The 14,543-nt window shown below is 27.4% G+C and carries 15 protein-coding genes; all 15 read right to left on the bottom strand.

The features are described from left to right. Positions 1-4: 4 nt before the first annotated feature. Positions 5-544 carry a 5-formyltetrahydrofolate cyclo-ligase gene (locus MARPI_RS08995; RefSeq protein ID WP_014297279.1) on the bottom strand — a complete coding sequence of 180 codons (540 nt, stop codon included), beginning with the start codon at positions 542-544 and terminating at the stop codon, positions 5-7. Continuing rightward, positions 510-2,846 (bottom strand): DUF2194 domain-containing protein, encoded by a 2,337-nt coding sequence (locus MARPI_RS08990; protein ID WP_014297278.1) that lies wholly within the window; start codon positions 2,844-2,846, stop codon positions 510-512. The genes MARPI_RS08995 and MARPI_RS08990 overlap by 35 nt, the downstream gene beginning before the upstream one ends. Position 2,847: 1 nt before the next feature. Next, positions 2,848-4,260 (bottom strand): exopolysaccharide Pel transporter PelG, encoded by a 1,413-nt coding sequence (pelG, locus tag MARPI_RS08985; protein ID WP_014297277.1) that lies wholly within the window; start codon positions 4,258-4,260, stop codon positions 2,848-2,850. Next, positions 4,260-5,666: a GT4 family glycosyltransferase PelF gene (pelF, locus tag MARPI_RS08980; RefSeq protein ID WP_014297276.1), complete on the bottom strand. Its 1,407-nt coding sequence runs from the start codon at positions 5,664-5,666 to the stop codon at positions 4,260-4,262. The genes pelG and pelF overlap by 1 nt, the downstream gene beginning before the upstream one ends. Before the next feature lie 14 nt (positions 5,667-5,680). After that, entirely contained in the window at positions 5,681-6,184 is a 504-nt protein-coding gene (locus tag MARPI_RS08975) for a hypothetical protein (RefSeq protein WP_014297275.1), read from the bottom strand. Positions 6,185-6,190: 6 nt separating this feature from the next. Further along, positions 6,191-7,129 carry a hypothetical protein gene (locus MARPI_RS08970; RefSeq protein ID WP_014297274.1) on the bottom strand — a complete coding sequence of 313 codons (939 nt, stop codon included), beginning with the start codon at positions 7,127-7,129 and terminating at the stop codon, positions 6,191-6,193. Continuing rightward, positions 7,126-8,340, bottom strand: coding sequence for a hypothetical protein (locus MARPI_RS08965; protein WP_014297273.1), 1,215 nt, complete (start codon positions 8,338-8,340; stop codon positions 7,126-7,128). The genes MARPI_RS08970 and MARPI_RS08965 overlap by 4 nt, the downstream gene beginning before the upstream one ends. A 2-nt stretch (positions 8,341-8,342) precedes the next feature. Then, the gene (locus MARPI_RS08960; RefSeq protein WP_014297272.1) at positions 8,343-9,014 is read right to left on the bottom strand and encodes a flagellar brake protein; all 672 of its coding nucleotides are present in this window, start codon (positions 9,012-9,014) and stop codon (positions 8,343-8,345) included. 169 nt (positions 9,015-9,183) lie between these two features. Further along, positions 9,184-9,378, bottom strand: a complete 195-nt coding sequence (gene rpmB, locus MARPI_RS08955; protein ID WP_014297271.1) for a 50S ribosomal protein L28 — start codon at positions 9,376-9,378, stop codon at positions 9,184-9,186. 106 nt (positions 9,379-9,484) lie between these two features. Next, entirely contained in the window at positions 9,485-10,999 is a 1,515-nt protein-coding gene (lysS, locus tag MARPI_RS08950; protein WP_041638612.1) for a lysine--tRNA ligase, read from the bottom strand. Next, on the bottom strand, positions 10,986-11,486 hold the full coding sequence (gene greA / locus MARPI_RS08945; RefSeq protein ID WP_014297269.1) for a transcription elongation factor GreA: 501 nt from the start codon (positions 11,484-11,486) through the stop codon (positions 10,986-10,988). Before greA ends, lysS begins: the two co-directional genes overlap by 14 nt. A 16-nt stretch (positions 11,487-11,502) precedes the next feature. Further along, positions 11,503-11,967: a transcriptional regulator NrdR gene (gene nrdR, locus MARPI_RS08940; RefSeq protein WP_014297268.1), complete on the bottom strand. Its 465-nt coding sequence runs from the start codon at positions 11,965-11,967 to the stop codon at positions 11,503-11,505. Beyond that, the gene (gene whiA, locus MARPI_RS08935; RefSeq protein WP_014297267.1) at positions 11,964-12,857 is read right to left on the bottom strand and encodes a DNA-binding protein WhiA; all 894 of its coding nucleotides are present in this window, start codon (positions 12,855-12,857) and stop codon (positions 11,964-11,966) included. Before whiA ends, nrdR begins: the two co-directional genes overlap by 4 nt. A gap of 32 nt (positions 12,858-12,889) precedes the next feature. After that, positions 12,890-13,759 carry an RNase adapter RapZ gene (rapZ, locus tag MARPI_RS08930; protein ID WP_014297266.1) on the bottom strand — a complete coding sequence of 290 codons (870 nt, stop codon included), beginning with the start codon at positions 13,757-13,759 and terminating at the stop codon, positions 12,890-12,892. Next, positions 13,756-14,535 carry a glutamate racemase gene (gene murI, locus MARPI_RS08925; RefSeq protein WP_014297265.1) on the bottom strand — a complete coding sequence of 260 codons (780 nt, stop codon included), beginning with the start codon at positions 14,533-14,535 and terminating at the stop codon, positions 13,756-13,758. Before murI ends, rapZ begins: the two co-directional genes overlap by 4 nt. Positions 14,536-14,543 lie beyond the last annotated feature (8 nt).

Genomic DNA, 14,543 nt, shown 5'->3' with positions numbered 1-14,543 from the left:
ATCTTTATCCTCCTAAAATTCGTTTTTCAGTTATCACAAGATTCATCTGTATATCATGGTCATCAACAGGCAATTTTTCTAATATCTGGAAGTCAAATCCAACTCCTATTAACTGAGTTTTTTTGTGTACTGAAAAATATCTGTCAAAAAACCCTCCACCATATCCTAATCTATATAAATCAAGGTCAAATGCCACTCCTGGAACAATATAAATATCTATATATTCAGTATATTCCGTTCCTTCTGGTTCCATTATTCCAAATTTTCCTTTTTTCAGTTCATTAATATCATTAACAGGAATAAAAATCATTTTTTCATCGCTTATTACTTTGGGAAAAAGGAATATCTTATCTTTGAATAATTCCATTAAATTTAATACGTTTACCTCTTTCCTGTATGGATAATAAATCGCTATTGTTTTGAAATTTTTGGATTTTAAATAATTATATATTTTTTCAATGATTATTTTATTATTTGATTCATATTCTAATTTAGAAAGATTTTTCCTTTTAGCGATTATTTCCTTTCTTATTCTGCCCTTCATAATAACTATCATCTCCACTGAATTTTATATTCATAATGTTATCATCCATTTCAATAACATATAATTTTGATTCTGGATAATAGTCAATTATTTTTCCGTTTATAATATCATCAATGCCACTCTGGGATTTTACATAAAAATACTTTGGAAATATGGAAGAATCAGGAATTACAACTGTTAAATTATTTTCATTCCATTTATATTTTACATTTTGTGTTAAATAATCAAAATATATTTGATATGCTTCTGAAGCTGTATGATTTCTTAACCATGGGAATTTTTTCTTAATAGTTAAATAGAATGTCCTTAAACTGCTGTACATCTCCATCCATGTTTTATTTTCCGGATTTCGACCTTTATCAAATAAATCATCAGGATGAATAAAATGCTGAAATGCACCAAAATTTGCAAGTGTATTTATTGTAGCTATATATATTCTTTTTAAAGGATAATATCCATATGTAGACCTCGGAATTACAAGTGTAAAATTATTTATAATCTTATACTCAGAAAATTCATCTTTTGCTTCATATGATGTACCTATTGTTTTTATTTCCGGAATTGCTTTTAAAAGCTGATTTGCCCCAAACTCATCTATTATGTTATTAGGAGCAACATAACTTGATAATTCTATTGGATGTCCCAATATTTTTTCTATAAATGTTTTTGCTGCTCTTAAACTGAGTAATATATTGTTTGGATTTGGCCATCTGTCTTTTGTTAATGAATTATGATTATAACCATGTAATCCTAATTCAAACTCTGATTTATCTATTTCTCTAAGTGCTTTTAACGGAGAATTGGTATTACTCATTAAAAATTCCGAAAATTCAAATGGTGGATTGCTTGAACCATTATAACTTAGAGGTGTAACAAAGGTATATTTAATATTGAATTCTTTGGAAAATTTCTTTATAGACGGCCACCAGATTGTATAGTAATATTCATCATCTGTGATGTCTTTCCCATTAATCTTTGCACGAACAACATTATATGATGGCAATGGAAAATCATCTATATAGAACATAAATGAATTCAAAAATCCACTTATGCTATTTTTTTGCATTGACATTATTGACTGAAAAATCAATCCTCTTATATTCTTTAAATATACATCTGGATTTATATAACTTCTATATCCCTTTCCTTCTTTTTGATACCATATCACCGGAACACTTTTTCCATCTCCACAGAAAAATGCCAGAGGTTTTATATTTCCCGGTAAGTCTATATGATAATTTAATTCAAAATACATATTTATATATGATTCTGTTGCTGTATTAGTTAAAGGGAATAAGTCTTTTGTAAATGAAATTTTGTTTATATTGATATTATCTTCTTTTACATAGCTGCTCCATGGCGTATTAAATAATTGTGTGGAATATATAAATGTTCCCCCACTATTTATAAATTTCTTTATTGTTCTTGTTTCAACATATTTTGCATCTGTATTCCATATTATATATTTATATGGAATAAGGTCAAAGAAAGAGAGTTTATAAAATTGTTCTACGCTTATCACATCAAAATTTTGTTTTGCATATAATAATATCTTTTTTATTTCATATTGAGAATCCAGGTATTTTTGATTGTCGTATTTTGTATTGACTATCAAAAATTTATTCAATGTTCCAACTTCATGATTTATAAATCTATGTATAAGTTTATTAATATTGATTATGAGATTTCCATTTTTATCAACAAAACTATTGAATATTGCGGCACCACCATTATCTGTCAGAAATATCATTGGATACTCTTCATTGTCAATTTTATAGGTTAATATATTTTCCATATGATTGTCAAAGGTAATATACTTTTCAACAGGAACTTTATATTCACTATCCGGTTTTTTTAAAAAATAGTCTGAAATACATTCAATTGTATAATCTTCTAATTCTCTATATCCATATTTATACTGAACACCAATTTTATTTAATAAATTATTCATTTCCGAAATATCTGCACTTGCACCTATATTGTTAAAAAAGAAGTATATTCCTCCATCTTCAACAAATGTTGCCAGTTGCCTTAAATATAATTCGGGTTTAGCCATCTCAGAAGAATAATACCATGTAATTACTCCAAAATACTTTTCATTTGTTATCTTATAATAATTCATCTCTTCAACATTCTTTAATTCATATCTAATATTATTTTTTTCCAGAATAGGAATAATATGATATTTAAACATCATTTCACCATAGTTTTCTGATTGTTTATATAGCAATAAAAGTTCCTTTTGAGAAAAGGATAAAACCGCAATAATAATTAATATTAATAATAAAATTTTCTTTTTCATATTATTCCTCCATTAAATGTTTTATATCTTTAAAATGCATATAAAAACCATCTTCAACTCCTATTTCCTGTCTAAAATATTCTATTCTTATTATATCATCAACTTTTTTTATTAATATTTTATATCCTATAAAAGTTCCAAGAGTAAAAGCTATAGAATATCCTGCTCCAAGAGAATAATATCCAATTTTATCAACAAATATAAAACTTAATATTATATTTGAAAATAGAGTAAATAGATTTAATTTCAGGGCATCATCTCTAAAATCAAAATATAATAATAATAGCATTATCATTAAATAAAAAGAATTCATCATTGCACCTATGAATCCAAGCCTTAAAATAGGTTTGGATATTTCACTTACAAATGGTAATAAGTTTAATTCATTAAACATTAATAGAATGGATGTAATTACAACCTGAACTTTTATTGTAAGGGATATGTTCAATTTTAATTCCTTAAACATTTCTTTTTTTCTTAATTCTATTTCTGAATAATTATAACCATTTATCAACGAATCATAGAATAATTTGTATTTTTTATAAAATCTTGTCTCTAAAATTAAAATAAACATAGTAGCAGTTGGAATTATCGTTAAATATGCAAGAAACATAGGATAATCATATATATATGAAAAATGAAATCCTTTTAATGGTTCTTCACCATAAATAGGAGATGTCCATGTAATAAAATCATCTGCCCATAATGCCAGATAATATGTAACTCCAATAAATATATTCTGCCAGTATTTTCTTAAATCATGTATCCATTCAACAGAAATTTCTATATTTGTTCCAAAATGAAATATAATAATTAAATAATGAATAAAACTACCTATATTAACGCCAAACGCAAATCCCATTAAATACCCTATTTGATTATTTTCATCTCCAAGAATTTTAGATAATATAATAGATGAAAATCCCATAACTATATATGCAAGAATATACCAGTTTACAGCATCTGTTGAAATAGAAGCTATGGAAATTATCCATAATATTAATAAAGAAATAGTTAAATAAGAGAAAGAAAAAATAAACCACCATTCATGAGGATTAATAAGAAAAAATATAGCCAATAATATTATCGTAAAAAGAGATGCATAAAGGATAATTCCAAATACTTCAGGCAATATTTTTTTATATTCTTTTAAATATATTAAATCCGATAATCTTCGTGATTCAAACATAACAACAAGACCGGATATTATTATGGAAAACACAAAAGAATATACTATTCCTATATTAAAGTACATGCTGTTAATATTCATTATATTGAGTATTATCCATAAAGATGTTGTTGTGATTATCCATGGTCCGGAAGATACCACAACGGAATAGGCTATTGCAAGTAAATCTGTTGATACTCCTCCTTTATGAAACATCTTTGTAAGTCTAAAACCTACACCAGCCATTATTTCACCGCCGATATGTATAATTTTTTATAGTTCTTTATCATTTGATCAAGTCTATATCGTCTTTTAACCCGTTCTCTTGCAATTTTTGAAGCATTTAATCTAAACTCATCATCTTCATATAGTTTCATAATTCCTTCAGCTAATCCTACAAAATCCTTAGGTTTTACAACAACTCCTGCATCACCTATTATATCTTCTTTAGATCCATATATCATTTCTGAACATGCACCAACATCTGTTGTAACAACTGGAATTCCAGCTGCAAATGCCTCTAAAATTACAAGCGGCTGTCCTTCACTAACGCTTGATAATAATAATACATTTAATTTAGGATAATAATCAAGAACATTTACTTTACCTGTAAACTCTATAGTATCTTCCAATTTAAACAATCTAATCATCTGTTTACATTCTTCATAGTATTCTTTCTCTTCATCTGTTGGACCTATTATATACAATTTAAAATTTTTTATTTTTTCCTTGACCATTTTGGCTGCTTTTATCGCCGTTTTTATATCTTTTATTTCAACTACTCTCCCAACAAGTCCTACAATAAACGGATCTTTTTCTTCTCTATATTTTAATTTTGAAAATCTATCGTAATCTATGCCATTTGGGATTACCTGCATTTTGGATTCATCTTCACATAATTCCTTTTCAAACATTTGATTTTTGCTAAATAATGTTGTTATCTGTTTTGATCCTTTATATACCAGAGAACTAATAGTATTAAATAATTTTATCCATGCTGTTCTATATTCATCCTTTATCCAATTTGCCTTTAATACTTCTAATTGCCTTTCCCTGTGATATATACCATGTTCTGTCAAAATCACAGGAATATTGTATTTCAAACCATTCATAATTGCACTAATTCCAGCATAACCAGTAGTAATTGTATGATAAACATCGCATTTTGGAAGATCTACTGTCATGGAGTTTAAAAAAGGAAGCAACATTGATTGCAATGTCCAGTAATAATTTGTAAAGTTTTCATATGGAATATATGATTTATAGAAGTTTAGCATTGTTTCCCAATAATATTTTGTCTTTAAGATAGAAGTAAAATCATAATCGGAATAATCCTTAAACAAATTATACAATTTCTGAGCCATAACCCTTTCGTCAAAGGGATAAATAATAATCTTTCCCAATTTATTTAAAAAATCATCAGGAATTTTTTTCTTTTTGGAAAAATCATATTTGGCAAATAAAAAGTATTCAAAATAGTCTACAACATTTTCTGGAAATTTATATTTTGGATATCGTAATTTAGGAACATCCCCAATTTGTATTACACAAAAATCAACGTCTTTCATTGATTTCATTAAAGTATTTCCCCAGCTGGATACCCCACCTGTAACATATGGATATGTTCCTTCAAATATTATTCCTACTTTCATATTTTCCCCTCAATTCAATGTTCTGTTAATACTTCGAGAATTTTAGAAAATTTTATTTTTTCAAATTCATTTGATTTTTCTATTATGTAATTCATTAACCTTTCATCCTTTGTTAAAAGATACAGAGAAACCTTTTCATTAAAGGATAAATCATCTATATACTCATAATTTTTTGAATCTTCCAATAATTGTTTTATATGGCTCAAAAGATATTTTATTTTTAGATCATGTGCATATTCAAGAGTTTTATTATCCTCAAGGTTTTTTGATATCAATATAAGCTGATTAATATAAGTTAATACATTTTCATCATTTAAAGATATATGTTTTAATTTTGATAATAATTCAAGTTGTTTTATATACACACTTCTTTTATTCCACGGAAAATCATTTATTTGCCTGGAACTTAAAGATGTATTGGCATTTTTATTTATTATTATTACAAGAAATATCAATCCCAGAACTACTGCAAATAAAAGATTATATGCGCTAAATATCTTTTTAAGATTTTCTTTCATTTTAATTTATCCTCCCAATAAGAATTTTAATGCTTCACTTTCAGGTTTAAAACCCAATAATATATAATCAGACACCAATCTTTGAACATTCTTTGGCTTTTTTCGTTTTATATAATAAAATATAGCATATTCCATTATTTTTTGTGCTTTGAAGTTTTTTATTTTATCTTCAAGTACCTCTTCCAGTTCATTATATTCCTCTAATAATTCCAGCGTTTTTAAAAGATATAATATTAGTTCCGGACTTTCTGGAAACACATGAACTGCTGTTCTGAGTATTAAAGCACTTTGCCATAAGATTTCCTGTTTATGTTCTCCTGCTAAAAATCCAGATTTTGCATAGTAATATGAAAATTTACCAAAATTTATATAATCCTCCAGCGTATTTAAATTTTCATAATAATATGATATCTTCTCAATAAGAAAATTCTCAAGATTTGTAATTGCATCAGATGCATATAACACTACATCAGGATGTTCATCTATTTTTATTGCTTCATTTAATAAATGAATCCCTGTAGAAAAATCTATAGCTTCATTTTTTATTGCATCATACACCAATCTTACAACAAATTTTCTTTGTTCAGGATCACCGTATTTTAAAACTATCATAAACGGTGCAAGATCCACCGAAGAAAAATTTACCCTTTCGTTTTCCTCTTCTTTTTTTTCTGATATTTCAACTGGTTTATATCTGGATTCTATTTTAATATTCTGCAAATATTGAATAAAAGGAAAAAACGGAAAGAAAAGAACAAAAAAAGGAAGTTTTTTAAAAATATCAGAATATCTTTTTTTATATGAATACGAAATAATTATTGCTAAAAGAAAATATATGGCTATAAATAAATAGCCATATTTGTTATTTTTTATTATAAAAATTAACCCTAAAGTTCCAGATAATATAGAAAGGATAAGTATTATAATTTCTTTTCGCATTTTCATTCTTTTGAATAAGCCTCCAAAACCTTTATGCTTTTTATTTTTTCAATATTTTCGAGAACTCTTTTTAATCCTGTTTTACCACATGATGTTAAAATAATAGCGCCTTTTTTATCTTCTGGATCATAAAAAACAAAGTCTGTATCTCTAATTATCTTTCTATATTTTTCTATTTCAACATTTTGAGTAACTGTAAAATAAATTATAGAATAAGGAATTTCAAAACGTTTTCTCCTCTCTTCTATGTATTTAAGGGTAATTTCAAACTCCTCATATGGTTTTATAAACATTTCCTCATCTGATTCTGCCAATTCTTTAGATGCCATTAACAACGTGCTAAGCCAGTCTGATAATATCTTTAAATATGTTTCTGTATTTTTATTAACCTTTTCTGGATCAATAAGTTCAATAATAACAAAACCGAGAATATTCTTTCCAGCTGAAATAGATACAGCCATTGCCGGTTCAAACTCAAAGTTATACTCCATTTCTGTAAGATAAAGAACATTTACATTTGCAGCACCAAATTCTTTTGCCATTGAGATAACGACAGATTTTTCAATATCAAATGAATTTGGAAGATACTGTGGCCCTTTTCTAACTCTCATTCTTAAAAAATTATTTTTACTTAACGTGTAAATTGAAACTGTCGTAGCTTCAATAAAATCAAAGATAAGGTCTATGGATTCGTTAAATATATCTTCTGCACTTTCATAATCTATTTCCTTTAATCTTTCAACTAATAGTGAAACTCCCTTTCTTTCAAGAACAAGCTTTTTCTCAAGATCTACAGTAACGTTTTTATATTTTCTAATTTCATTTTCAAGATCTTTTACCTTTTCATTTAAAACCTTTATTCTTTCATCTCTATTTTCAATTTCCTGTATATACATATCTCTAAAAAAACCTATTATAAAACTCAATGAAAATGTAAAAAGCGGTATTTTTAAAATTTGCCAGCTAACTATAAGCCCCGTAAAATTTTCCTTTGCCTGAATATATAATGAAAAAAAGAGATATGCTGTACTTAAAAAACCTGAAACCAGCGCAAGGTTAATACCATATCTTATAGCTATAAACAAAGAAAAAATAAAATACGGATTTGGATCAATAAACGCATATCCAAAATATTTTCCATATATGTCAACGATTAATATTAATGTATATATAATAAATAATTCTATATAACCATAATAACCTTTCTTCTTCGCCATTATTATTCCCCCACAGCACCATGTCTTGCTTTTATCGAATATAAATTAGCAAATCTTACTATTTTCTTCTCCAGTTTATAATTAACATTTAAAAATTTCATTCCATATATATTTTCTTTATATAAATTCTGCCCTAAACTTCTAACAACCATCGTTTCAATATCCTCTAGTATTAAATCATCTGTTATTGTCAGGTTTTTTAATATATATCTTTTATCTTTTTCCAGCGTACTTTTTGTTATAATTTGCATTCCACCAGCACTAAAATCCCTTGTCTCAAATCTAATTTTTTTATTATTTTCTTCATCAAGTAATATCCCCTCTCTTATTATGGAAACTCTAAAAAACATTCTTTTTTGAATTCTATACGCAATACGTGGAAGATAGATAATAATACCTTCCATACTATTTTTTAAAATATGAGATTTAAATACAACACTCGCTGAAAAATCATAAAATCTAATTATTATTTTTTCCCTGCTATATGTTTCTATCTTTCGATTTTTATGATAAGGTGGAAGTATTACTGCGATCCTTTTCTGAAAACTCATATCAAGTATTCTGCTATTTGCTACAATATGTTGTTCGGGAAATTCAACATCTATTAAATCCCCAGGATACAGTAATTTTCTTAGATTAACTTTTTCGATAAATACATTTTCGTTGTAAGTCATTCTATCCCGCCTTTTTGTAATTATATCATTTTAATGTTAATCATAGTTCTCCAATTATACATACTAATATATTTTTCTATTTAAATCATACTCTATCCTTTTATTAATCGTAGATTTTAATCTATATATTTAATAAAAAAATGCCCCAAAAGGGGCATTATTATTTTTGTTATATTGCTCTTTTTACTTTACCAGCCTTTAAACAACTTGTACATACATTCATTCTCTTAATTGTTCCATCTTCTAAAACAACTTTAACCTTTTGAATATTTGGTTTCCACCATCTTCTTGTGGTTACCTTTGAATGAGCAACATAGTTTCCAGCTGTTGGTCTTTTTCCACACACTTCACATACTCTTGCCATTTTCATCAGCCTCCTGTTTATGTTATTTTATTTTATTATTTTTTGAAAATTATACCGTATATATTATATACAAAAAGATGAAATTAATATTTAAATAAAGTTAATTTTATTCGTCGGATTCCATTAATTTTTCTTCATCTTCAAATTTCATTGGTCTAACAATTGGATACGGGATAACATCCCTGATTGTTTCAGCACCTGTTAAGAACATAATAAATCTGTCTATACCTATTCCCAATCCACCTGTTGGAGGTAATCCATATTCAAGCGCTCTAATGAAATCAAGATCCATCATTTGTGCTTCTTCATCACCTTTTTCCTTCATTTCAACCTGTTTTTTAAATCTCTGAAGCTGATCAACTGGATCATTTAATTCACTAAATGCATTTGCAAGTTCTCTTCCATATATTATTAATTCAAATCTTTCTGTAACCCTTGGATCTTCCCTATGTCTTTTTGCAAGAGGTGAAATTTCAACAGGATGTTCTAAAACAAATGTTGGTTGTACAATTTTATCCTCTACCAATGACCATAATTCATCTATATAATGTGCTTTATCTTCAAATTCCACTTCCACTCCATGATCCTTTAATACCTGAGACAACTTTTCATCTGGATCTTCTAATATATCAACACCAAGATGTTCTTTTATAAAATCTCTCATTTTTACTCTTTTAAACGGAGGTTTAAAATCAATCTCTACACCATCATACACAATTTTTGTTGTTCCGTGTATTTTTTCAACAACATATGATAATACTTCTTCTGTTATTCTCATCATATCTGTATAATCAGCATAAGCCTGATATAATTCCATCATTGTAAATTCTGGATTGTGTTTATATGAAACACCCTCATTTCTGAAATTCTTACCAATTTCAAATATTTTTTCCATTCCACCCACTACTAATCTCTTTAAATATAATTCTGGAGCAATTCTCAAATACATATCAACATCATAAACATTTAAATGTGTTACAAATGGTCTTGCATTTGCACCACCAAGTATTGGGTGTAATGTTGGTGTCTCTACTTCTGTAAATCCTTTTGAATATAAAAATTCCCTGATATATCTAATTGCTTTGAATCTTGTAACAAAAGTTTTTAAACTTTCATCATTTGCTATCATATCTACATATCTCTGTCTATATCTAACTTCTCTATCCTTTAAACCATGCCATTTTTCCGGTAATGGTCTTAATGCTTTTGATAAAATTTCAAAATCAAGAACAAGTATTGTTAACTCACCTGTATGAGTTTTAAATGGGAATCCTTCTACTCCAACCCAATCTCCAATATCCATATATTTCTTAAATTCATTGAATTTTTCTTCTCCAACTTTATCTTTTCTAATATACGCCTGAATTCTTCCTGTATCGTCTTTTAAAACCAAAAATGCTGATTTACCGTGTTTTCTAATTGACATTACTCTTCCGGCAAATTTAAAAACTTCCTCTTCTTTTAATTCACCAGATTCAATATTTCCATACTTTTCTTTAATTTCTTCAACTTTCATTTCTTTATCGAATCTGTAAGGGTAAGGATTCTTCCCTTCTTTTCTAATTTCTTCAATTAATTCTAATCTCTGTTTTCTTACGTCGCTCAAATCAAGCACCTCCATATTTCAATATAGCAATAATTTCAAGTTCCTTTATCTTATTAGATGGAGTTTTGAACTTTACCTTATCTCCTATCCTCTTTTTCAACAATGCCTTACCTAATGGTGAATCTGAACTGATCTTTTTTGGTTCTGAAAAAATATCTGCTTCCTGAGAATTAACTATTTTATATGTTTCTTCTATATTCTTTGATAAATCTCTAACTATAACAGTATTCCCAAGATTTATCTCTTCAGTGTTACTTTCTGACTCATCAATTATTTCAGCATTTTCAAGTATATAATCAATTTCTTTAATTCTTGAATCTATTTTACCCTGTTCATTCTTTGCTTCTTCATATTCACTATTTTCTGAAAGGTCTCCCAATTCCCTTGCTTCTTTAATTCTTTCTGCAATTTCTGTCATCAATTTATTTTTCAACTCTTCTTTTTCTTTAACAAGACTTTCATAACCTTCTCTGGTTAATTGTATTTTTTCTCCTGGAACCATATTTGAACCTCCTTAATTAATTATTTTCTTCTTTTTTTCTTAAATCATTGATTATTTTAACGAAATGATCTAAATCTCCAAATTCCTTATATACCGATGCAAATCTTACATATGCAACATGATCCAATTCTTTTAACCTTTTCATCACAAGATCTCCTATTTTAGCGCTTTCTATCTCAGAAGTTCCCATCTTTCTAATTTCTTCTTCTATCTGACCTGCAACATTTTCCAATTGTTCATAACTTATTGAACGTTTATGACATGCTTTGATTAATCCATCTAAAATTTTCTGTCTATCAAACAATTCTCTTTCTCCATTTTTCTTTATAACAAAAACCTTATGCATTTCATATCGTTCATATGTGGTAAATCTACTATTACATTTTAAACATTCTCTACGCCTTCTTGTAACAGTTCCATCTGCAATTGTTCTGGAATCAAGCACTCTTGTTTCATCATGTCCACAGTAAGGGCATTTCATTCTATTTCACCCCTTTTTATTTTCGAAGCAATTTTTGATATTTTCTTCATTTTATAATAAAGCGTAGATTTTGAAATGTTCAAACTTTCTGCCATTTCACTTAAACTTTCGCTTTCATTATCCAATCTATAAAGAGCTATTTCTCTTAAATCATCAGGAAGATTTTCCAGCCCCATCTTTTCAGCTATTATTTCTATATCTTCAATCTGTTTAGAAGCGCTTTCTGCTGTTTTTGTCGCATTTGCTGAAATAAAGTTAAAGGTTCGCGAGACATTGCTTTTTAATTCGCGAACTTTTATTGTATTTGATATCTTTTCCACTGATTTGTGGGCTCCAAGTAATTCAAGTGTATTCAATATATCCTTAGACGATTTCACGTATATCTTTATTTTATTATTTTTTGTTATATAATTGGCTTTGATTCCAATAAGATTTTGTAAATTTTCTATTATAATTTGCGCAAACTCCTCAGAAAAATCTGAATAAAACTCAAGATGATAATTTTTTGTAATGGAAACCGAACCACAACTTAAAAATAATCCCTTTAAAAATATACCAAAAATATATGGATCATCTGATATATATTCAGGCACTTTATCTGAAAATAAATCTATCCCCTTTTCTTCAAAAATCATTTTAGCATGCATCAAATTAAAAATCAATTCCCCCATTCGTCCAATATGTAAGCGTTTTTCATTCTTTATATAAGTTGTTATCCATTCACCAAATATTTCTTTGGAAATTTTATATAATCTTTTTAAAGTATTCATTGAAGAAATTGATATTTTTAAATATCTGTTATTTTCCTCAATAACAAAACTTCCTTTTCCTTTTATAAATCCATATAATTCAACTTCAGGATATTCTATTTTCGACATTATCAATTCCATTTTTACCTCTTCAGAAAAAACAGACATTTTTATCACCTATTAATATCTCTATGTTCAATAGAAGCTTTTACACCTTTTTTAATTAATGCTGAGTATAATCTTTCTGCAATATATACAGAACGATGTTTTCCACCTGTACATGCTATTCCAACATTAATTGAAACACGTCCAGTTGAAGAATACCATTCCTGAACCTTTGAAATAAAATCAAATATTTTTTCAAAAGTTTCATTGGTTTCTGGGAAATGTTCCAGAAACTCCTGTATTTCCTTATCCTTCCCGGTTAAAACATACAATTCTTTTATATAATACGGATTCGATAAAAATCTAACATCAAATAAATAATCCAGATCATTTGGAACTCCATATTTAAAACCAAAACTTATTATCTTTACAGCTGTGGAATATTTCTGTTTCTTTTGCTCTATTAATTCAAGAACCTTTTCTCTAAAATCTTTGGGTTCAAGATTGGTAGTATCTATAATAATATCAGAAATTTCCTTTATTGGTGTCATTAATTCAATTTCTTTTTCTATTGCTTTTTCAAGTGATGGTTGTAAATCCTGCAAAGGATGCTTCCTTCTTGATTTTTTAAATCTTATTTTTATTGTTTCAGGTGATGAATCAAGAAAAATTACCCTGAAATCTATATTTTTATTTTTTTTCTTTTGAAGCTTTAATACTGCTTTTTTCAATTCATCAGGTGCATTCCAGCGAATATCACTAACAAAAGCTATATTTTCTATATCGGTACTTCCCAAAATCATGTTCATAAATTCTTCAATTAGATGTGGTGGAACATTATCAACTGTATAGAATTTTATATCTTCAAGTATCTTTAAAATAGTTGTTTTGCCTGCCCCGGACAAACCGGTAATCAACAATACATTTCTCTGTTTCATATTTTCACCCCCATCTCCCCAAAAACTTTATGAATATATGAAATTTTATAATTATTCTTCCCTAAAATTCTTTCAACATTGTATTTAAATTTATTAATATATCCCGAAACATAAAAAGTAATTTGCGGTATATCATTAAAATACGGAATATCATTTCTTACATAATCAACTATATAATCAGCTGGGTCAATTATTTCTCCTATTACTGCTTTTTTTATGTGTTTTTCCAATATTGGATAATGGGTACATCCTAACAAAATTTTACTAAATTTTTTTTGATTTTTCAAATAAAAATTTACTATAGACTCTGCTATGGGTCCATGCCAGATCCCTTCTTCTATTAATGGTACAAATAAAGGACATGGAATCTCTTTAAGCTTTTTTACATCTTTTGACAATATTAATTCTCTATATGTTCCCGTATTAATAGTATTTTCAGTTGCCAGCAATAAAACTTCATCATTTTTTTTAATTGACCTTACTGCATTTTTTAATATGCTAATATACTTAAAATTATATTTATTCATATTCATATATCCACGAGTGATTAAAGAATCCGATGTATTACATGCAGCAATAACAATATCCAGGTTGTTTGAATCGTAGAATTCAAACAACTCCTCTAATACAGATATTATTTTATTTACAGGTTTTGAACCATAAGGAACATTTAATGTATCTCCAAAATAAAAATACTGGTGGCCTCCAAAATTCCCGACCACCTTTTTTAATACGGTTAATCCGCCTATTCCAGAATCAAAAAAACCTATTTTCATTGTTTACA

This window comes from Marinitoga piezophila KA3 (assembly GCF_000255135.1).
GTDB classification, from domain to species: Bacteria; Thermotogota; Thermotogae; order Petrotogales; family Petrotogaceae; genus Marinitoga; species Marinitoga piezophila.
Note: the sequence above shows the minus strand (reverse complement) of the source record. Positions and strands in the feature narration are given on the sequence as shown.